Origin of the sequence: Xylanibacter ruminicola, assembly GCF_900142525.1 — a bacterium.
In the GTDB taxonomy this organism is placed as follows: Bacteria; Bacteroidota; Bacteroidia; order Bacteroidales; family Bacteroidaceae; genus Prevotella; species Prevotella ruminicola_A.
This window is the reverse complement of sequence record NZ_FRBD01000004.1, coordinates 1-22,567: the sequence shown is the minus strand read 5'-3', so window position 1 is coordinate 22,567 and position 22,567 is coordinate 1. Positions and strand designations below refer to the sequence as shown.

The window sequence follows — 22,567 nt, the reverse complement described above, 5'->3', positions numbered from 1 at the left end:
GATTTCATGAAGTATCAACTATTCCTAACAATTGCATTCTGTGCATGTCTATCGGCATCGGCACAGACGTATCCTTATCAAAATCCTAATCTATCGGCTAAGGAGAGAGCCGTAGATCTCTGTGGAAGACTGACATTGGAAGAGAAAGCCATGCTGATGCTTGACGAGAGTCCGGCTATTCCACGTCTTGGTATCAAGAAGTTTTTCTGGTGGAGTGAGGCTCTGCATGGAGCCGCCAATATGGATCATGTAACGGTATTTCCAGAGCCGGTAGCTATGGCTGCATCGTTTAATCCTTCATTATTATACAATGTGTTTGATATTGCCTCGACAGAGTTTCGTGCACAGTATAATGAACGTATGCAGCGCGGGTCGGGCGAGGATGAGAAATTCCATAGCCTGAGTGTGTGGACTCCAAATGTGAACATTTTCCGTGATCCACGTTGGGGTAGAGGACAAGAGACATATGGTGAGGATCCATATCTGACAAGTGTTATGGGCGACCAGGTGGTTCGTGGTTTGCAAGGTCCTGAGTCTGCAAAGTATCGTAAATTGTGGGCTTGTGCCAAGCATTATGCAGTACATAGTGGTCCAGAGTACACTCGTCATAGTGCTAATCTCACAAATGTGTCACCACGCGACTTCTGGGAAACCTATATGCCAGCATTCAAGAAACTGGTGGAGGAGAGTAAAGTTCGTGAGGTGATGTGTGCTTATCAAAGACTGGACGATGACCCATGTTGCGGCTCGCAGCGACTTCTTCAGACAATCTTGCGTGATGAATGGGGATTTAAATATCTTGTAGTGAGCGACTGTGGTGCTGTAAGTGATTTCTATGAGTCGCACAAGTCCTCATCTGATCCTGTTCACGCTACAGCTAAGGCTACTATTGCCGGTACTGATGTGGAATGTGGCTATGGCTATGCTTATCGTAGTATTCCAGAGGCAGTGAAGCGCGGGCTTATTACTGAGGCTGAGGTTGACAAGCATGTGATACGCTTGTTGGAAGGTCGTTTTGACTTGGGTGAAATGGATGATCCTTCGCTCGTAGAATGGGCAAAGATACCATATTCAAAGATGTCTTGCAAAGAGCATGCACAAACAGCTCTAAATATGGCTCGCCAGACTATTGTCTTGCTACAAAACAAGAATAATATTCTGCCATTGAAAAAGAATGCAGAGAAAATTGCTGTTATAGGACCAAATGCCGACAATGCTCCCATGATGTGGGGAAACTATAATGGTATGCCAAACCACACGGTAACAATTCTGGATGGTATCAAGGCAAAGCAGAAGAAACTATACTATCATGCTGGATGTGACCTGACCTACGACAAGGTTATGGATTGTTTGATGGCTTCGCAGTGTAGCTTTGGTGGTAAGAAGGGCTTGAAGGGAACTTTCTGGAATAACCGAAAGATGGAAGGTAAACCTGTTACTACACAGTATTATACTACTCCTCTTGCTGTTACTACTGCAGGTATGCACAATTTCGCTCCTGGGGTACAGCTTGAAGATTTCTCGGCAAAGTATGAGACAGTGTTTACGCCAAAAGAGGCAGGCGAATATGTTGTAAACGTGGATGGTTGTGGGCATTTTGAACTCTATATCAATGGTGAACGCAAGTTTATGCACCATATCTGGCGTACAACTCCTAACCGTGTTGCTATACAGGCAGAGAAGGGCAAGAGTTATAACATAGAGGTTCGTTTCTCGCATATCCATACCTATAATGCAAACCTGAAGATTAACATTGCCAAGGAGTTGCCTATTGACTATCAGCAGATGATTGACAAGCTGAAGGGCATTGACAAGGTTATCTTCTGTGGTGGTATTTCTGCAGCCTTAGAAGGTGAGGAGATGCCGGTGCAGATAGAAGGATTCAAGGGTGGCGACCGTACTAGCATAGAACTGCCAAAGGTTCAGCGAGATTTCCTGAAGGCTCTGAAAGAGGCTGGTAAGCAGGTTATATTCGTAAACTGTTCTGGTTCTGCTATCGCTTTGACTCCAGAAACCGAAACTTGCGAAGCTATTGTTCAGGCTTGGTATGCTGGTCAGGAAGGCGGTACAGCCGTAGCTGAGGTCCTTTTTGGTGATTGTAATCCAAGCGGTAAACTGCCTGTAACATTTTATAAAAACGATTCTCAGTTGCCTGATTATGAGGATTACTCAATGAAAGGACGTACATACCGTTATTTCAATGATCCTCTCTTCGCTTTTGGTTACGGCCTGAGCTATACTAACTTCGTAATTGGTGAGGCTACGTTGCAGGGTAAAGAGTCTGTTACCATTCCCGTAACTAATACAGGAAAACGCAATGGTACAGAGACTGTTCAGGTGTATATTCGCAATTTGGGCGATGCTGAGGGACCGTTGAAGTCGCTCCGTGCTTTTCAGCGTGTGGATGTAAAGGCTGGTGAGACGGTTAAGGCTACTCTGAAACTGGATGCAAAAGCATTTGAATTCTGGGATTCGGAAACAAATACCATGCGAACAAAGCCCGGAAAGTATGAGATACTCTACGGAAACAGTTCGATGGATAAAGACCTGAAGAAAATGACCATCACCCTTTAGTGGTGGTCATTTTTTTATTTACGTAATCTGCGCAAGATGATAATACATGTGAGGATGATTGCCAAGAGAATGCATCCTGCAATGGCAATATGCCAATAGTTGATGACAGATTTATTCTTTATCTTATCCCAGATTTCACGAATAACCTCCTGGCGATCGCCGCTATCGCGAAGGAAACTGCATCGATTTATTGTATTTATGTCGGGGTACATGACACTGTCGACATGAACAGCAGTAGCTTTAGGACCAAAGAAATAGCTGAGATCGATAGTCTCCTTGATCTTGTCATTGGTTACTGTTCTCAAAATGTCGGGCGTGGCAATGGCAGAGCTGTAACCTGTTTCGTCCATACAGAGAAGGGCTATATCTGGACGGCAAATGAAGTTTATCCAATAACTGGCTGCTTCAGCGTTTTTTGTACATGCGGGGATAACCCAGCAGTCCATCCAGCAATCACTGCCTTCCTTGGGTACAATATATTGTAGGTTTACATCTTTGCTAGCCTCGTCGATGGCCCATTTGGCATCGCCGTTCCAGGTCACACTCATCCAATTGCTTCCATCGGCCATTAGTCGTTTGTCATCATCCACATCAAAGCTCTTCATCTGTGGGCGCGCTTTTTCCAGCAGATCTTCTACAATGGCAATATTACGGTTTGTAAGATATGTCGCTAATAGGTTACGGTTAGTAACGCCTGCCTTAATTTCTTCGTAGAAGGCGTAATTGATGAGCAGATTATACAGATCGCTAAACGAATCCTTCATAATCACCTTGCCGCGGAACTTGGAATCAAACAGAAACTCCCAACTATAAACCTCTTCGGGCTTAACGTATTTGGTATTGATAAGTACGCCAGTATTTCCCCAAAGATATCCAACGGTATAGTCCTTTGCTCTAATGCCTTGTGTTTCGCCAATGAGTTGAAGAAGATTGTCGATAAATGGCGAAGTTCCTTTCATCCAATTCGGAATACCTTTTTCGACAAAACTGGTGTCGATAGGATGAAGAAACCCATTTTTCATCATACGTTCGAACAGGTATTCGGGCGGACAGAATACATCAGCGTCTATCTGTCCGCTTTGCATCTGTGCGAAACAGTCTTCTGGGTAGTCATAGGTTACGTACTCGACTTTTATGGTATTACCAGTTACTTCCTTATACCATTTCTCGAATTTCTCAATAACACCTTTTCCAATATACTCATCCCAGTTATAGACTTTCAAAATTTTTTGACGGTCATATTGCGCTTGTGTGCCAAGTGTGCAGAATATGGCAATCAGAATGGTAGCCAATCGTTTCATACGTTCCTTCCTTTATTAACATTATTATCTTTCCTCGTGTTCTCGCATATAGTCGCGTGGCGACATTCCGTAGAATTTTTTGAATACAGTAGAGAATGAAGCTGAGTTCGCAAATCCGCAGGCGTACATCACTTCGGTAACGTTCATGCCCTGGTTGGCCAGTAGTTGTGCTGCTTTCTTCAAGCGAATGTTACGGATGAAGTCGTGAGGTGTCTGACCTGTAAGATCTTTCATCTTGCGGTGTAGGTGTACTCGGCTAATACCAACAGTGTCGGCGATCATATCGACACTCAGGTCGGAATTGTTCAAATTCTTGTTGATGCACTCCATGATGCGCTCCAGCAACTTCTCATCGGGCGACTTAAGGCGAATTTCGTCAACCTGCTCTTCCAGATTGTCATTGCGCTCGTATTTGAGTCGCAACAGTCGGTGCTTATTGATAAGGTTGATGATTGTGCGGCGCAGGATATCCATGTTAAATGGTTTAACGATGTATGCGTCGGCGCCTGTTTCCAGTCCTTCGAGCTTATCCTCGTCGCGACTCTTGGCGGTAAGCAGAACAACTGGAATAGAATTTGTGTTCGGATTGGTCTTGAGTTTGGTACACAGTGTGTTACCATCCATCTCGGGCATCATGATGTCACTTAAAACCAAGTCGGGCTTGGTACGTATGATCTCGCCTAATGCCTCACGACCATTCGTACAGGTATGAACGTCGTAGTCGTTAGAGAGTTCGCTCTCGAGATAGTTACGGATCTCTTCGTCATCCTCGGCTATAACCAAAGTAGTCCTGCGGTTCTGTGGCATCATCTCTGCCATTGGGGTGATAAGTTCTGAGTCTGATTCTTCCTCTAAAATCAGCTCAGGTGTTATGGCTTCAGTGGAGTCGTCGTCAAGAAGCATTTCGTCTGGATTCAGATGACTATTACCCATTGGGATAGTGATAACGAACTCGCAGCCCTTCTCAAGATTATGTACAGTAATGGTTCCATGATGAAGCTCTACAAGTGAACGTGTAAGGTCTAGACCGATGCCTGTACCTACATAGCGGTCGTTGATTGAGGTCGGTGTCTGATAGAAACGATCGAAGATTCTATTAATCTTATCTTCCGGAATTCCTTCTCCATTATCGTATATCGCTATTGTAGCTGACTCGGTGTTGTGAGTGAGACGGATACCGATTTCGCCCCCTGTTGGGGTGTATTTGAAGGCATTCGAAAGGACGTTCATAAATACCTTGTCAAAGTTCTGACGGTCAATCCATACGGGTATCTCCTCGCTATCGTGATTGAATAGGAAATTGATTTGTTTTGACTTGGCTTGATTGTCAAAGAGATTGTAAATATCTCTGGCAAATCCAACGAGGTTGGTTTCGCGCATACGCATCTGCATCTGTCCCTTATCAATCTTTCGGAGGTCCATCATCTGGTTGATAAGGCTGAGAATTCGCTCTGCATTACGTCTGATAGTTTCGTAAACACCTTTTCTGTGTGGGTCTGTATCGTTCTTGATAAGTGAAAGCAATGGTGTGAGAATTAAAGTCATAGGAGTACGAATCTCATGACTCATGTTCATAAAGAATCGTAGTTTTGCCTCGCCCATCTCTTCGGCGTGAATATGAGCCTGAAGGCGGAGCTTGTCTTGTTCTTTATGACGACGATAGGCCAGGTATTGCCATGCAAACAATCCGATAATAATAGCGTAGAAGAAATAGGCCCATGCAGAACGATACCAGGGACTGTGTATCACAACGGTAAATTCTTTGATAGGGGTTTCTACGTTGTTTCTTTCTGCTTTTACCCTAAATCGATAGGTGCCTTGGGGTAGGTGAGAGAGCGTAAGTATGTTCATTCCTGGCTGGAGACGGTTGAACGGCTCGCCATTGATGCTGTACAAATATGATATGTGTTCTGGGTTCTCGTAGGTAAGTGTAGAGAACTGGATAGAGAATGTGTTGTCGTTATAGCAAAGTTCAAAGCGATCGCTGGCTATAATGGCAGTGTCTGTTATCAGATAGCTACCCGATCGGGTGGCTTTGTTTACTTGCTGACCATTGATAGAGAATGAGGTGAGTTTTACTTCTGCCTCCCATTTACTTGGAGAGATATGCTGTGAATCGAACCATGATACACCAGCTGTTCCACCCATGGCCAACATGCCACTTGAGGTGATAAATGAGGCGCCATCGCTAAACTCGTTACTCTGCAATCCGTCATCAGCGAAGTAGTTTTGCCATATATTGTTCTTTGGGGTGAAACAGCTTAATCCATGGTCGGTTCCAATCCATAGTCTGCCCTGTGGATCTCGTTCAATAGTGGCGATACCATTGTCGGCTAGTCCGTTTTCGCGGGTATATTGCTTTGTCTCGTGTGATTGAAGATCGTAACAATATAATCCTTCGTTCGTGCCATACCAGAGTTTTCCGTCGTACTCGCGGGTTATTCTTACAGGAGTGCTATAGTTAAGGCAGTTCTTTCCGAATGTCTTAATCCAACTATTCTCTGCAATGTCCAAACAACAAAGTCCCATGGATGTAGAGGCATATACACGTTTCCCATCGGGCGAAAGATGAACTTGCGAGATGTAGTCGTTGGTAATACAGTTTATCTTTCTGTCTTTCTCTGCACCAGGTTTGATCTTATATTGTGCGATGATATGCCCGTCGGACGCGTCCATCCTAATCAGACCATGTTTCATTGTGGCAAGCCAAAGGCTGCCATCGCCTGCTATGGCAATATCCATGACTATAAGGTGAGGATCTTTAGGGAATGGTATTTTATGATATTGGAAACTTATTGGGTCTATCCATCCCATGCCGTCGCGATATGAGCCTACCCAGATACGTCCTTTAAGATCTTCGGCAAGTGTCATGATAACAGATGGGAAATGTTCTTTCAGATGCTTTGCGGCTTTTGTGTTATAGTCGTAGACATATAGTCCGTCTTTATCTGTTCCCACCCAAATACGCTGTTTGCTATCGAGTACAACACTTGCTACGCATGCGGAACCAATAATATTACGAGCACCTAACTTGTGGCCCATGTAGTTAAAACCTTTGAATGTGATGGGCTGCATGAAGATTCCTTTCTGAAGCAGTCCTAACCACAGATTGCCACTCTTGTCCTCGGTAATAGAGTATACCTTACTGATTGATAGGTCAACTTCGAGTGAGAAGAATGGATTATTGACAAACTCCTTGGTTCTAGGATTGTAGATGGCAACTCCTTTACCGTCATAGCCAATGACAATCATGCCGTCGTGATCGCAGAATAGTGCTGAAACAGAGTTGTTTCCTGTTTCGTCTATATGAACAAAAGTTCCATTCTGCATACGATATACACCATTGTTGGCGGTTCCTGCATATATGATACCATCTGTTCCTTCGCACAGACATGCGAAGACTATGTCAGGGTTGTCTAGAAGGTGGCGTTTTACTTTTTTTCCATCGTAGGATATAATGCCCATATTGTCGGTAACAATCCAAAGGGCTCCCATTCTGTCTTCAATCATACTATTCACAGTATGTATAGAAGCCAAAGGCCCTTTTTCCTGATAAGCAGTCTTCTTGTTCTTAAATTTAAGCAGACCCAGACCAGATGTACCTACCAGGACATCACCGTTTGAGCGTTCAAGGAAACAGTTTGGGAAGCTGTGCCCAATGTTACCGTCTTTGTCGAGCATGGTTACATTATTGAACTTGTTGCCGTCCCATGTCTGTAATGCACCGTACATGCCAAAGTAGAACAGACCGTTTCGATCCTGCATCATGCTGTTAACATAATTGCTGGCCAGCGAACTGTCATGCTCGTTTTCTTTCTTAAATACACGGAACTGATAGCCATCATAACGGTTTATACCATTACGTGTGGTTGCCCATATGAATCCTTCGTTATCAAGGTACACCTGAGTAACAAAGCTACTCGACAATAGTTGATTGTCAGTACTGAAGAACTTTCCCCTTTGGGCGAAAGTATTCGTTGAGATGAATATTGAAGCTAGTGTCAGTATGAACTTAACTCGCATTGTTTTGTTAGTAATTAAATGGTTGCGTTAGTTGTTTATTTGTTGCAAAGATAATGCATTTTTTGAAATGTAACAAAGGAATGTTACAAAAATTAAACTTTTTGATACAAATAATATAGGTAGAGTGCTAAAAATGGCATATCTTTGCATCATTATATTTTGATTTGTAACATTAGAGATTATGATTCTACAACATTTTTGGTCCAAAGTCTTGGCGCTTTTAATGTTCTCGGTCTGCATGATTGGTGTGAAAGTGAAGGCTGCTGAACAGTTTGTTTCATTCCAACCTTCTTCAGATGTATGGCAGTTGAAACGTTTTTCTGTGGGTGTTAGTCAGAATGAGCATAGTTGTGTTCTTCTGGCTGCTAGTAATCTGATGTCTGACATAGAGAATGTAACAGGGCATCCTGCTTCACAAACTGCTGAAGGAATGGAAATCCTGATAGGCACAGTCGGTGTCAATAAGCAGATAGATCAATGGGTTAAAGCTGGAGTATTGAGTAACTTGAAGGGTAAAACCGAGAAATATATCATTAAGACAATCGGTAATCAATTGGTTATTGCTGGTAGTGATAAACGTGGCACGGTTTATGGTATTTATGAGTTGTCAAGGCAGATGGGTGTTTCTCCTTGGTATTATTGGGCTGACGTTCCTATAGAGAAGCATACCTATATATATATTAAACAAGGTGAGTTTACTGATGGTGAGCCAGCAGTACGTTATCGCGGTTTGTTCCTTAATGATGAAGCTCCATGCCTTACAACATGGGTAAAGAATACTTTTGGTACCGATTATGGTGGTCATAAGTTCTATGAAAAGGTCTTTGAACTGATACTGAGATTGAAGGGTAACTATCTGTGGCCAGCTATGTGGGGCTGGGCTTTCTATGCTGATGACCCAGAGAATTTAAAGACTGCCGATAAGATGGGTGTTATGATGGGAACGTCGCATCACGAGCCTATGGCGCGAAACCATCAGGAGTATGCACGTAACCGTAAAGGATGGGGCGCATGGAATTATTCAGTTAATAAAGAAAACCTAGATCGTTTCTTCCGTGAAGGTATTGAACGTATGAAGAATACCGATGATATTGTTACGATAGGTATGCGTGGTGATGGTGACGAAGCAATGGGTAAAGGCACTGATACGCGATTACTCGAGAATATTATCAATAACCAACGTCGTATCATTAAAGAGGTCACTAAACGTCCAGCTAAAGAAACACCGCAGATATGGGCTCTGTATAAAGAAGTACAGGACTATTACGATGCAGGACTGCGTGTGCCCGATGATGTAACAATCTTACTTTGTGACGATAATTGGGGTAATGTGCGCAGAATACCTACCGCGGAGGAAAGGAAACGCAAAGGCGGATGGGGATTGTATTACCATGTAGACTATGTAGGGGCGCCAAGAAATTCTAAATGGATAAATGTTACCCCTATACAAAATATGTGGGAACAGTTACAACTGGCATATAATGGTGGTATTCAGAAGCTTTGGATTCTTAACGTAGGAGATCTTAAGCCGATGGAATATCCTATCCAGTTATTTATGGATATGGCATGGAATCCGTCAAAATATGACACGTCAAATCTTTTAGATCATACTCGTGAGTTCTGTGTAGAGAGTTTTGGCGAGGAAAATGCCGATGAGGCAGCTTCTATTCTAAATCTGGTATGCAAATATAATGGACGCATAACCTCCGAGATGTTGGATGCCAATGTGTATACTTGTGAAGAGTTTGAACAGGTGGTAAGTGAGTACCATGCTTTAGAGGCTCGTGCGTTGCGCTTGTTTTTGGAGTTGAAACCTGAGTGTCAGGATGCATATCGTCAGATAATCCTTTTCCCAGTACAGGCAATGGGTAATATTTATGAGATGTATTATGCTCAGGCCATGAACCGGAGGCTGGCATCAGTAGGTGATCCTGATGCTAATATTTGGGCTGAGCGTTGTCATCAGGCTTTTAAGCGAGATTCTATGCTTTGCCTATATTATAATAAGGTAATGTCGGGTGGTAAATGGGATGGTATGATGATACAGAAACATATCAGCTATCGTACATGGAATGATAATTATCGTGCAGATGTGTGCCCGAAGCTTATTGCTGTTGCCACACCGGAAAATGGACCGGTGTTCTCTCCACGTGATGGCTATATCAGTATTGAGGCTGAGCATACATATAGTCGTCAGGATGCATCGACAGCTAAGTGGACTGTCATCCCATATATGGGACGTACGCTTAGTGGTATTGCTCTAATGCCATATACGGCAAGAACAGAAGAAGCAAATCTAGTATATCGTTTTGAAGCAGAAAATGTAAAGAACGTAAAGGTGCATGTTATTACAAAATCTACGCTTGATTTCCTTGATAAAGGTGGTTTGGTTTACGATCTGTCTATTGACGGTCACTCTCCTGTTGATGTTAATTTCAACAAAGATCTGAATGAGAAACCTGAGAATATCTACACAAAATACTATCCAACGGTGGCAAGTAGAGTGGTAGAGAAGGTAGTTGAACTTCCGCTAGATATCAATCAGAGAGTGCATAGTTTGACTATTCATCCTCAAGATCCTGGTATTGTTTTTGAAAAGATTATCATTGATCTGGGTGGGTATCATAAGCAATTCCTTTTTGGTAAGGAATCACCAAAGGTTTATGGTAAGCAATAATTTTGAACTTCGTGTTCTTCTAGATGTCCGGGCTTGTTAAGGCCCGGACTTTTTGTATGTGTTACGTTTCATAAAGTAAATGATACATTTGGGAAATCCGATGTCGTAATTTTGATGTACCTTTGCAGTCGTAAACTAATAAACGATAATAGAATGATCAAGAAAACTACCGCGATAGCAGCTATGATGTTGCTTGCTACATGTGCGAAGGCACAGAATCCCTTCGTGCAGACATGGTGTACAAGCGACCCTGCTCCAATGGTACACAACGGAACAATGTATGTTTATACCGGCCATGATGAGGATGGCGCAGATTTCTTTTGGATGCAGGAGTGGCGCGTTTACTCAACTCAGGACATGGTAAACTGGCAGGATCACGGGTCACCTCTGGCACTTGAGAGCTTCTCTTGGGCTGACGATCGTGCTTGGGCATCACAGACTATTGAGCGCGACGGTAAGTTTTACTGGTATATCTGTGCTCATTCAAGGATATCTGGTGGAATGGCTATTGGTGTAGCTGTGGCAGACTCGCCAATCGGACCATTTAAAGATGCCTTGGGTAAGCCTTTGTTTGAAAACGGTTCTTGGGATCATATCGATCCTACAGTGATGATAGATGACGACGGACAGGCATGGCTGATGTGGGGAAATCCACAGGTATATTACTTGAAGTTAAATCGCGACATGATATCGTACGAGGGTGAGCTGGGTAAGCTGCCTATGACGGAAGAGGCTTTCGGTGGTCCGATGATGAAGGAGCGCGGGAAGGGTAAGAAGTATAAGGACTCGTATGTAGAGGGTCCATGGCTTACTAAGCGCAATGGCGTGTATCAGCTGCTGTATGCTGCTGGTGGCGTGCCTGAGCATATCTCGTATAGTACGGCCCCATCACCACTTGGTCCATGGAAGTATGCTGGCGAGATTATGCCGCTGTGCGATACCAACTCGTTTACCAACCACTGTGGCGTGGCCGACTTCAAGGGGCACAGCTACTTCTTCTACCACACTGGTAAACTGCCTCAGGGTGGTGGCTTCGGTCGTAGTGTGGCCGTTGAGGAGTTTAAGTATAATGCCGATGGCAGCTTCCCAAAGATTATGCCTACCGATGAGGGTGTGAAGCCAATAGGTAAGTTTAATCCTTATCGTAAGGTTGAGGCTGAGACCATGGCTTTCTCAAAGGGCGTGAAAACCGAACAAAACGATGAGATTGGTGTTTATGTAACCGATATTCATAACGGCGATTATATCAAACTGCAGAATGTTTGTTTCTGCAATAAGTTGCCACGTACGTTTACGGCCCGTGTAGCAAGTGGCCTTCGTGGTGGAAATATCGAGGTGCGCGTGGACAGCGTGAATGGTAAGACACTATGTAAACTTGAAGTCCCTGCAACCGGTGGTTGGGAGAAATGGCAGACGCTGACTGCCGACTTTACCGAGTTGGTAAAAGGTCGTCATGACTTGTATCTGGTGTTTACAGGGCGTAAAGGTCCGAAGTTGTTTAATTTTGATTGGTGGGAGATGCGTGGACTGGAGCAGGTGAACATGCCTCTGTTCCAGACTAAGTACACTGCCGACCCTTCGCCATTGGTAGTAGGCGATACCCTGTTCCTCTACACCTCGCACGATGCTTCGCCTGAAGATATCCCCGATGAAAATGAAAAAGGCTCTGCAGGGTTCTTTATGTACGATTGGTTGTTGTGGAGCACTACCGATATGGTGAACTGGACTGAACATGGTGCAGTAGCATCGCTGAAGGATTTCCCTTGGCGCAGTCGTGAGAACGGTGCCTGGGCCATCCAGACCGTAGAGCGTAACGGTAAATATTACCTCTATGCTCCGTTGCACGGGCATGGCATTGGAGTGCTGGAGGCCGATTCGCCTTATGGACCTTTCAAAGATCCTCTGGGTAAACCACTTGTATGGGATCAGAATAACTGGTATGATATCGACCCATCGGTATATACCGACGACGATGGTCAGGCTTATATGTACTGGGGTAACCCGCATACCTTCTGGGCAAAGTTGGGCAATGATATGACATCGCTGACAAGTGAAGTGAACAAGTTGCCACATATACCCAACTACCAGGAGGGCCCATGGTTCTATAAGCGGAATGGACACTACTATCTTGGTTTCGCATCGACCTGTTGTCCTGAGGCCCTGGGTTATGCCATGAGCGACAGTCCCACAGGCCCATGGGAGTGGAAGGGCTACATCATGAAGCCTACCCAGCGCGATCGTGGAAACCATCCTGGTATCGTGGATTTTAAAGGCCACTCGTATGTGTTCGGACAGAACTATGACCTGATGCATCTGGAGACTTTTGTTCATCATGAGCGTCGTAGCGTATCAGCACAGGAGATCACCTATAATGCCGATGGCACCATCCAGACCATTCCTTACTGGTTGGATCAGCAGCCTATGAAGCAGTTGCACTGGCTGAATCCTTATCAGCGTGTAGAGGCAGAGACCATGGCCTGGGGCTATGGGCTGAAGAGTGCCAAGATGGGTATTGAGAACACGGGCGTAGTGGCAGATATGCCAACATCTACCGGCAAGAAGAATATGTATATCTTCGACATCAATGATGGTGAGTACATAAAACTTCGTGGCGTTGAGTTCGGTAAAGGCGCTAAGCAGTTTAATATAACTGCTGCATCTACAGGCCGTGTTACCGTGAATCTGCGATTAGACAGCAACAAGGGACCCGTGATTGGTACGGTAACAATCGGTAAGACCGGTTCGGTTGAGAAGTATCGTGTTTTCGGTGGTAAGGTGAAGAATGCTGCAGGCGTTCACGACCTCTATATTTGTTTTGACAAGGTCAGCGGCGATGTTCGTCTGGATTGGTGGCAGTTTAAGTAAGAAAGGCTTGGATGATGAAGAAACTATTATCGGTTGCGCTATTGTGGCTGGTGACTCTGTCGGCTGGAGCTCAGCAGAAGTTAATGGTAACTTATGTTGCTAAGAATGCAGTTCGTGTGAGATATTCCGACCCAAAGGTTAAGCCAGAACTGCCCGATTGGTTGTATGTGAAGCACGAGGAACTGAAGAAGGCTGATGTCACTGCTACGGTGAGGGGAAATGTGGTGACGGTAAAAGATAAGGCCGGAAAGAATGTTTTTTGTGCAACCACTCATCAGCTGAAAGAAGGTGAGGCTACACTTACATTCGAATCGCCAAAGGATGAGTTTCTCTTTGGTCTTGGACAGTTTCAGGACGGATATAGTAACGTGCGTGGTCTTTCGCGTCGACTTACGCAGGTAAATACGCAAATAAGCATACCCATGCTCATTTCGAGCAAGGGCTATGGAGTGCTGTGGAATAACTATGGCCTGACCGAGTTTAATCCCTGCAAGCAGAGCGTGAAGTTGATAAAGAGAGCTGGCGCCGGAGAACGTGAAGAGGTGAATGTTACCTCTACCGAAGGCGGAAAGAAAGAGGTGCGCGAGCGCCATATCTTCGAAGCCACTATCGATGTTAAGGAGGCTGGCGACTATGCCTTGCTGCTGGATGTGGGGCAGAAGATGGCTCGTCGCCATAACCTGCTGATTGACGGGAAGCCTGTTATCGAGATGCAGAACCTTTGGCTGCCGCCAACGGCATCTAAGATCGTAACTCTTTCGAAAGGTAGTCACAAGCTGTTGGCCGAGTTAACCAAAGACGATAAGCCTGTGCTATATTATAATAAGGTGAAGGACGAGACTACGTTCCGTTCGCCTGTGGCTGAGGCTGTCGACTATACCGTATTTATTGGTACGCCCGATGAAATTATCGCCACTTATCGCGAATTGACAGGCGAGTGCCCGTTGATGCCAGACTGGGCATTGGGCTATATCCACTGTCGCGAGCGCTTCCACTCGTCGGACGAGATCCTGCAGACGGCAAACCGCTTCCGTAGCGAGCAGTTGCCCATCAGCATGATTGTGCAGGACTGGCAGTATTGGGGCAAGTACGGATGGAACTCTATGCGTTTCGACGAAGAGTTCTATCCAGATCCCAAGGCGCTGACTGATAGTCTGCACAAAATGGATATCAGACTGATGGTATCGGTATGGTCGAAGATTGACAAGAACTCTGAGGTTGGTAAGCAGATGGTGGCTGGAGGGCACTATATTCCTGGCACCGATTGGATTGACTTCTTTAATCCCGATGCCGCTGCTGCCTACTGGAAGAATTTCTCGGAACGCTTGGTTCCGTTAGGAATAGACGCCTGGTGGCAAGACGCTACTGAGCCAGAGAATGATGACCTTGAGGGGCGCAGAGTGAACGCAGGCAAGTGGGCAGGCGAGCAGGTGCGGAATGTATATCCGCTGTTGGTGAACAAGACCGTTTACGAAGGTCTGGTGGCAGCAGGCAAGGAACCGATGATACTGACCCGTTGTGGTTTTGCTGGAATCCAACGCTATGGGTCGGCTTTGTGGAGCGGCGATGTAGGTAACGACTGGGAAACCTTCCGCCGACAGATTACTGCGGGATTGGGTATACAGGCTGCAGGTATCCCCTGGTGGACCTACGATGCAGGCGGATTCTTCCGACCACAGAACCAATATACTGACAGTGCATATATTGAGCGCATGTTGCGCTGGATTGAAACTGCTGTTTATTTGCCGCTGATGCGTGTCCATGGCTATATGAGTAATACCGAACCATGGAATTATGGCAAGGAAGCGCAGAATATCATCGCACAGTGTCTGAAAGAGCGTTACCGTCTGATGCCTTATATCAAGCGCTGTGCTAAGGAGGTATCGGAAAAGGGTGGTACATTGATGCGCCCCTTGGTGTTCGACTTTACAAACGATGTTGAGGCTTTGAAGCAAAAGTATGAATATATGTTTGGTCCCGCACTCCTGATCAGTCCAGTAACTGAACCTGGAGCTTCCTCTTGGCGAACCTACTTGCCTCAGAATTCTGGTGGGTGGACCGATTATCATACTGGTAAGCACTACGATGGAGGACAATATGTAACAACACCTGTTACTAAAGCCTATATACCTGTATTTATTCGAGCTGGATATACTATTTACTAACGACATAAACTTTAAGCGTATGAAGACCAAATCTATCCTAATGTTTCTTCTTGCCTGTTGTATGCAGGCAAATGCTGGGACCATCTGTCATGACGATGGTACCGTGACTTTTCAGTACAAAAACGATCAGGCCAAAGATGTGCAGGTAGATGTACAGTTTGCAGGGCGAAAGCCTATGCAGAAAGATACAAAGACGGGACTATGGACAGTAACACTTGGACCCGCAGCCCCCGACATGTATCCTTATTGCTTTGTGGTTGATGGTGTAAGCATCATGGACCCCGATAATCCGCAGTATTTCCCTAACGAGGGCTTTAAGAACAGTCTGTTGGAAATCAAGTCGAAAGATGGACTTGCTCACGACATTAAGGATGTGCCCCATGGAACTATCGAGTACATCCACTATTACTCAAAGAGTCTTGGTGGAACCAATAATGCCATTGTGTATCTGCCACCAAACTATATGATGAGTTTTGATAAGAAGTATCCTGTATTCTACTTGATAAGTGGTACTACAGATACTGAAGAGGTTTATTATAAGGTAGGTCGTGTAAACTATATCCTCGACAATCTGTTGGCTCAGAAGCAAGCTAAGGAGATGATAATCGTATTGCCTTATGGTAATCCTACTAAACTATTGGCTGCCCCAGCAGCAAACGGGGCTCCACAGACCCGATTCGGTGGCGATGTGTTCAGCAAAGACCTGATAAACGACTTGATGCCGTATATCGAGAAGAACTATCGTACTATCAATAACAAGGATCATCGTGCTATCGGAGGCTTCTCGCGTGGTGGTAATCAGGCGTTGTTCAATGGTTTGAGTAATCTCGATAAGTTCTCATATCTTTGCAGCTATAGTTCGTTCACATCTACAGATATTACCGGTGTCTATGACAATGCTGATGATACAAACAAGAAGATTCGTTTGTTCTGGCTGGGTGTGGGTACCGATGATTTTTTGTATGGTAATGCTCGCGACTATATGGAGTTCCTTGATAAGAAGGGAATCCGTAGCGTGAAGGAGTTTACCAACGATAAGTTCGGCCATACATGGATGAATGCCAAGTACTTTTTGAGCAAGACTCTTCCTTTGCTTTTCAATAAGAAGGCTTCTGAGGAAGCGATGAAGAATGGCGAACCTGCTCCTGCTGCAACAGGAAAGGAACAGCAGTTTACTCCTAGCGTGATGGCTCGTCTCTTTCCCCGTCCTATTATCTCGCCTGAGTATACCGAGGATGGCATCATCTTCCGCTTCAAGGCTCCTGATGCTCAGAAGGTAGAGTTGGAGTGCGAGATTTTGCCTGAGAATGTGGCAATGGAGCGCGACAGCGACGGTGTGTGGAGTGTGAAGATGAGTGAGAATCTGTTTGAAACCTTCAAATACTGTTTCGTAGTTGATGGTATGCAGGTAACCGATCCCAGCAATATGTATATCTCGCCTGATGCGGGATTCAAGTACAGTATTGCCGACAATCCCAAGTCGCCATTTAATTTTGCTTCGCAGGGAGAAATAGCCCACGGACGCGTCAGCTATGACCTTCAGCGTAATACCGCATTCTATACATCTGGCAATATGCGAATGGGCGTGATGCCTGCCTTTATACAATTGATTCCAGTTGAAGGTGAATCAATTGAGGATTGGTTTAAGGTTGGTGGTGCTGATGCTATTGCCGACAGACTGATTGCCGATGGAAATGCCAAACCATGTATGATTACTGTTACTACTCAAGACTTCAGTCAGCAGCAGGGTGGTATGCAGATGCCTGGCTTCAAAATGAATAAACTCGATGCAAATGATTATCCCACATGGAGCCAGCGTCGTAGAGCATTGGTAAAGCTGTTGCTTGACATTAAGAAACAACCCGATCCTGAGTTCCCCGCTATGGGCGGTGGCTTTGGTGGTGGCTTCGGCGGCTTTGGTAATTAATCAATCATTAATGAGGATAACTAATGAAACTTTTATCAACTATTGTACTGTGTTGTGCTACCCTCTGTGCTCAGGCTCAAGAGGGTAGCCAACTACCTTTGTTTTACCAAGTAGAAAATACTGGTGCTGCTTTTGCAAAACCGGCTATGCCCGAGGCAAGCAAGCTACCTGTTCTCAAGAACCTGCCCGATCCACTCGAAGGTGTTGATGGTTTTAGCGACTGGTCTCGCAAACGCAGTGAGATTGCGGCTATGATTCAGCATTACGGTATTGGCGAGAAGCCTGTTGTAAACAAGGAGAGCATCAAAGCTCGTATGTCGGATGACACGCTGATTGTTGACGTGACGGTGAATGGACAGACACTGACATTGAGTTCAGAGATTAAATATCCTAAGACAGGCAAAGCTCCTTATCCGCTGATGATTGGATCGAGCATGATAGCGCTGCCTCGACAGCTGTTCGAGGACCGCCCTATCGCAACGATGAACTTCCACGAGAAGCAGGTGAACGACTATGGTCAGTGGGGTAAGCACCACGAGAGGGGAGAGCATAACTTCGATCGTCTCTATCCACATCTTAAGGATAATGGTGCCTATAGCGAGTGGGCTTGGGGCTTCAGCCGTTTGCTTGACGGACTGGAACTTTTAGGGCCAGAGGTAACCAAGATAGATATGAAGCACATTGGTGTTACCGGTTGTTCGTATGCTGGTAAGATGGCACTTTATTGTGGTGCCTTCGATGAACGCGTCGCTCTTACCATTGCCCAAGAACCTGGTGGCGGCGGTGCTGCTGCTTGGCGAATCTCACATTTACAGAACGATGTGGAGAATATTGATAAAACAGATTATCACTGGTTCTTGGAGAGTCAATTAGAGAATTTCCGTGGTGACAGCGTTTATCAGTTGCCTTACGACCAGCACGAACTCTGTGCAATGGTTTGTCCACGTGCCCTGTTGCTGTTAGGCAACCCAGATTACAAGTGGTTGGCTGATGATGCCATGTTGGTTTCTGCTCAGGCAGCTAGAAAGGTTTGGGCGCGATTTGGTATCGCTGATCGTATGGGATGGAGTATTGTAGGCGGTCACGGGCATTGTCAGCTACCAGAGTGTCAGTGGCCAGAGGTGTTGGCTTTTATCGACAAGTTCCTGTTAGGACGAGATACCGACACAAATGATGTACATGTATATTCTAAAACATTGATAAAATGAAGAAAACACTTTTTTCAGTATGTATGCTTTGCTTGTCGGCAGTAGCTATGGCTCAGCCGGCAGGAGGATTTGGAGGATTCCAGGTGCCTCAGGTTAAACTTGAGACATCGCAGGAGTGGAAGGATGTAAACTATGCTGGTGACGAACAGGCCTATCACACCTGTGATATCTATCTGCCAAAACAACAAAAGGCTTCTTATCCAGTTGTTATCCACATTTACGGAAGTGCATGGTTCAGCAATAGCAGTAAAGGCGCTGCCGACCTTGGTACCATCGTCAAGAGCTTGCTTGATGCAGGATTTGCTGTGGTTTGCCCCAACCACCGTTCAAGTATGGATGCCAAATGGCCTGCACAGATTCATGACATCAGAGCGGTGATACGCTTTGTGCGTGGCGAGGCCAAGAAGTATAAGTTCGATACCAAGTTCATTGCTACTAGCGGTTTTTCATCAGGCGGTCATCTGGCTTCTACTGCTGCAACTACCAGCGGTACCAAGCAGACCAAGGTGGGTACTGTTGATATCGATCTTGAAGGTAATGTAGGTAACTGCCTCAACGAGAGCAGTGCCGTTAATGCTGCTTGCGACTGGTCTGGTCCTATCGACCTCACAGCTATGGATTGTGGTGAGTCTATGAAGATGGGTGAGAATAGTCCTGAGGATGTATTGCTCAACTCTAAGTTGGCCAAGGAGCCAGATAAGTACCTCAGTCTGAGTGCTACAACCTATGTCGACAAGAACGATCCTCCTGTTATCATCTTCCACGGTGAGAAGGATAATGTGGTTCCATGCTGCCAAGGAAAGAAGTTCTTTGAAGTATTAAAGGCTGCTGGTGTTAAGACCGAAGCTACTTTCGTGCCTGAAGGCGGCCACGGCATGGGCATGTATGCCGAAGAGAACCTACAGAAAATGGTTAATTTTCTGGAGGCTCTTATCAAATAGTAACGGTATGACTTAATCGTGAATAATTAGAGCCTCAGCTTGCAATTTACAAACTACTTGTAATGCCATTACAAACTAACTGTAACGGCATTACAATTACGTTGTAACGGTTTTACAACTAGGTTGTAATAGTAGTAAAGTGACTTCGGAACGATTCGTAGATGACTTCGGAACAACTACAACATATTATCCGAATAACTATTACAAACTATTTGTAAGTGCTTCCCTGCCGAAGAGGCTATGCTCCGCAAGAGCGGAAACTCACCACTAAAGGTAAAGAATATCTGGTAAAACTGCGAAAAAAGTCGTTTTGTTGCCATAAAAAGTTTTGTTGTTATCATTTCCAACTATCTGACAATCAGAGAGTAATGGTCGTGATAACAACAAAACAACAAGATGGGACTAAAAAAATGTTAGGTTTCATACAAATCATAAAACAGTTCTTTTATGATCATATTGCAGTGAAAAAGTGATTGGGAGAACTGCCCCGTGATCCTACTGCCCCCGTGATCCTAATTTTTTCTCGCTTTTGATAAGAATATGCCATTATTCTCTTTATTCTCAGTTATTTTGTGTACCTTTGCCCCTCAGAAGTTTAAATTAATCAGGATATAAATGAGAAAGTACAACTTATTGTTTTATTTGGTTTTGTTGCCAATGGTTTCTTTTGCTCAGGCAAAGATTGGCTACAGCTACGATGCTGCCGGCAATCGTGTGAAACGTGAAATCGAGTGATCGGGAGAACCCCATGATTCCAGGTTAAAGAATTGTAAAGAAGATGATGTTTTGTAAATACTTTGTAGGGCTGTTAAGTGTTATGCTTTGGCCATCTAACATTACAGCACAGACCTCCTCTCGAACGGTTAAGGAAGGGAATAGAACTATTGTAGAAGAGACAAATAATAATGATGGAAAGTTATTTTACTATTATACAGTAAATGACATTTCCAACAGAGTTAATGCTCTTAAACAGCGAAAGATAGAATTCAATTATAAAGCAGAGTATCCATATCCAATAAGGAACAACCCGCAATTGATGAAAAAAGAGTTTCATGAATTAGATCAATTATGCTTGAGTTGCTTTAGCAAAAATGCGAAGAACATGAAGCCAAAAGAAATTCTTTGTTACAATAAAGCTTTGATAGACGATGATGGAAGTGTTATCTGTTATAAGATTATAGCGAAAACGCCTTTATTGGAGCTATTTACGGCAAAAGAATTGTTAAATATCTTTGATACCATTAATTCGTTCCGCTTTACTACGCCATTGATGAAGTATGAATCGACAGGCTATTTAGAAGCAACGCTTGGGTATTTCTGAAGAAACGCGGATCGTAGGGTCTTTTGATCATTTTCATGGTCACGTCATTTCTAACAAATATTTTTATGCATATGAGAAAGTTATTATATATATATATTGTATTGTTGTTATGCGGATGTCACGACTCATATTTTGAATTAGGCGACTCTTACATTTATGAAAGCGGACGTATTAACAAGTTAATGGATAAAGGTACTATAACGATATTAGTACCTGATCAAGTCCTTAATTATGAATTTGATGATAATTATGTTATAGCATATCAGAAACCGGATAGTGCATATTATCGCGAATATTACATAAACGCATTTAAGGAGAATTCAGATTCTACTATACGTTCTCAAAAAATGACAGATAGCCTGGAGACACTTTTGAAAAAAATGCTTAGTGTACCGGATTGCTATTGGATAATCCGCAAACAGGATGCCAAAGTATTTGGCCCAATGTCTGAGTCTGACTTTAATCGGATGTGCAAGAAGCTTAATGTTTTGATCAAAATGGATAAAAAATACGAATCCCGGTTTTTAAGAACCAAGTGAACTGGAATGGAAACCAAATAGGATCTAAAAATCCCGTAAGATTTTACCTGAACAATATTGGTAATATCCCCAGTTTGTATTTCTTCATAGTTATAATAAGTGAATTATGATTAATAACAGAATTTTTAAATCAAATATAAATCATCTCTCAGGAGTAATCTCTAATCAGATTGTTGATACTCTTGATTTTGGGTTTGATACTTTTGATCAGCAAGTTGTTGTCGAAAATTGTATCATTGATACATTGATTTTGCATAATGCACACTTTGTAGGTGGGTTATGTTTGCAAAACTGTATTATTAAAAATAAAGTGCAATATGAAATGGGAGGATATAATAAAATGCCGATAGTTATTAAAAATAATATCTTTATGAGCTTGTTTGTCTTCCTTGACTGTATCTTTGGGGCAGATCTTGTTTTGACTGATAATATATTTTTAGACGGCTGTACTTTATATAATGGTTATAACGAATTTGATAACGTAATAGTAGAAAACAACATTGGTAAAATGGATGATGAAAGATGGGATTGATTTGCGGTGTCACTTGCGGACTCTGCTACTTATTTCAAAAGTTATTTTGGGGGCTACTCTTATTATTTTGCTTCTAACATCCTGTCTGCCAATAATGCATTCAAGAGTTATGGCAGTATTCAAGAATTGTACTAATGATACACTATACATCGGGGTATCACATTACGATAATATTGATAGTATTGTACTTCCCTAGAAAAAGTTGAATGGTTTTTAACTTAACCCTGCCATTGGTTGAATGCCTATTGGGTACCTAAATTCTTATCCCTGACAGAAGTTGAACAATTCTCTTTTAACCCTTGTTTTTGTTGAATAGGCTCCACGGAAAGCCGTTCAATCATATTCAGGGTTTGCGGTGCAAAGGTACATGCTCCTTCTTGAATTTCCAAATTTTCTAGATACTTTTCTCTAAAACTGATCCATTTTTTCTGTATTTTACCCATACAAGAGGCTGCCTGATGTGGAGTCATGTTGTTCAGCGACATGTGTGGACG

Annotated in this window: 12 protein-coding genes and 2 pseudogenes; 11 read left to right on the top strand and 3 right to left on the bottom strand. The window is 43.9% G+C overall.

Annotated features, from left to right (window positions below; all coding sequences use genetic code 11):
- Positions 1-6 precede the first annotated feature (6 nt).
- On the top strand, positions 7-2,574 hold the full coding sequence (xyl3A, locus tag BUB86_RS03480; protein ID WP_073205519.1) for a xylan 1,4-beta-xylosidase: 2,568 nt from the start codon (positions 7-9) through the stop codon (positions 2,572-2,574).
- A 14-nt stretch (positions 2,575-2,588) separates the two neighbouring features.
- Here xyl3A and BUB86_RS03475 read toward each other — a convergent pair whose 3' ends face one another.
- Both BUB86_RS03475 and BUB86_RS03470 read right to left on the bottom strand, forming a co-directional pair.
- The gene (locus BUB86_RS03475) at positions 2,589-3,875 is read right to left on the bottom strand and encodes an ABC transporter substrate-binding protein (protein ID WP_073205517.1); all 1,287 of its coding nucleotides are present in this window, start codon (positions 3,873-3,875) and stop codon (positions 2,589-2,591) included.
- A 24-nt stretch (positions 3,876-3,899) separates the two neighbouring features.
- Positions 3,900-7,898, bottom strand: a complete 3,999-nt coding sequence (locus BUB86_RS03470) for a two-component regulator propeller domain-containing protein (protein WP_073205514.1) — start codon at positions 7,896-7,898, stop codon at positions 3,900-3,902.
- 223 nt (positions 7,899-8,121) lie between these two features.
- Here BUB86_RS03470 and BUB86_RS03465 point away from each other — a divergent pair, with 223 nt between their 5' ends.
- From BUB86_RS03465 to BUB86_RS03420, 10 genes and pseudogenes are all read left to right on the top strand, one after another.
- A complete protein-coding gene (locus tag BUB86_RS03465) occupies positions 8,122-10,575 on the top strand; it encodes a glycosyl hydrolase 115 family protein (RefSeq protein ID WP_254795091.1) in 2,454 nt (817 codons plus the stop codon).
- A gap of 114 nt (positions 10,576-10,689) precedes the next feature.
- Positions 10,690-12,084 (top strand): annotated as a pseudogene (locus tag BUB86_RS16965) (glycoside hydrolase family 43 protein); the annotation flags it as partial.
- A gap of 33 nt (positions 12,085-12,117) precedes the next feature.
- Positions 12,118-13,440, top strand: coding sequence for a family 43 glycosylhydrolase (locus tag BUB86_RS16960; RefSeq protein WP_081373088.1), 1,323 nt, complete (start codon positions 12,118-12,120; stop codon positions 13,438-13,440).
- Between the two features lie 14 nt (positions 13,441-13,454).
- Positions 13,455-15,605 (top strand): TIM-barrel domain-containing protein, encoded by a 2,151-nt coding sequence (locus BUB86_RS03455; RefSeq protein WP_073205937.1) that lies wholly within the window; start codon positions 13,455-13,457, stop codon positions 15,603-15,605.
- A 19-nt stretch (positions 15,606-15,624) separates the two neighbouring features.
- On the top strand, positions 15,625-17,532 hold the full coding sequence (locus tag BUB86_RS03450; RefSeq protein ID WP_081373070.1) for an alpha/beta hydrolase-fold protein: 1,908 nt from the start codon (positions 15,625-15,627) through the stop codon (positions 17,530-17,532).
- 23 nt (positions 17,533-17,555) lie between these two features.
- The gene (locus BUB86_RS03445; RefSeq protein WP_139261379.1) at positions 17,556-18,740 is read left to right on the top strand and encodes a hypothetical protein; all 1,185 of its coding nucleotides are present in this window, start codon (positions 17,556-17,558) and stop codon (positions 18,738-18,740) included.
- Positions 18,737-19,681: an alpha/beta hydrolase gene (locus tag BUB86_RS03440; protein WP_073205500.1), complete on the top strand. Its 945-nt coding sequence runs from the start codon at positions 18,737-18,739 to the stop codon at positions 19,679-19,681. Before BUB86_RS03445 ends, BUB86_RS03440 begins: the two co-directional genes overlap by 4 nt.
- A 778-nt stretch (positions 19,682-20,459) precedes the next feature.
- A complete protein-coding gene (locus BUB86_RS03430; protein WP_139261377.1) occupies positions 20,460-21,002 on the top strand; it encodes a hypothetical protein in 543 nt (180 codons plus the stop codon).
- Between the two features lie 71 nt (positions 21,003-21,073).
- A complete protein-coding gene (locus BUB86_RS03425; RefSeq protein ID WP_139261375.1) occupies positions 21,074-21,541 on the top strand; it encodes a DUF3997 domain-containing protein in 468 nt (155 codons plus the stop codon).
- Between the two features lie 106 nt (positions 21,542-21,647).
- Entirely contained in the window at positions 21,648-22,073 is a 426-nt protein-coding gene (locus BUB86_RS03420; protein ID WP_073205485.1) for a hypothetical protein, read from the top strand.
- A 242-nt stretch (positions 22,074-22,315) separates the two neighbouring features.
- Here the strand turns inward: BUB86_RS03420 and BUB86_RS03415 are convergent.
- Positions 22,316-22,567, bottom strand: a pseudogene (locus BUB86_RS03415) (hypothetical protein); the annotation flags it as partial.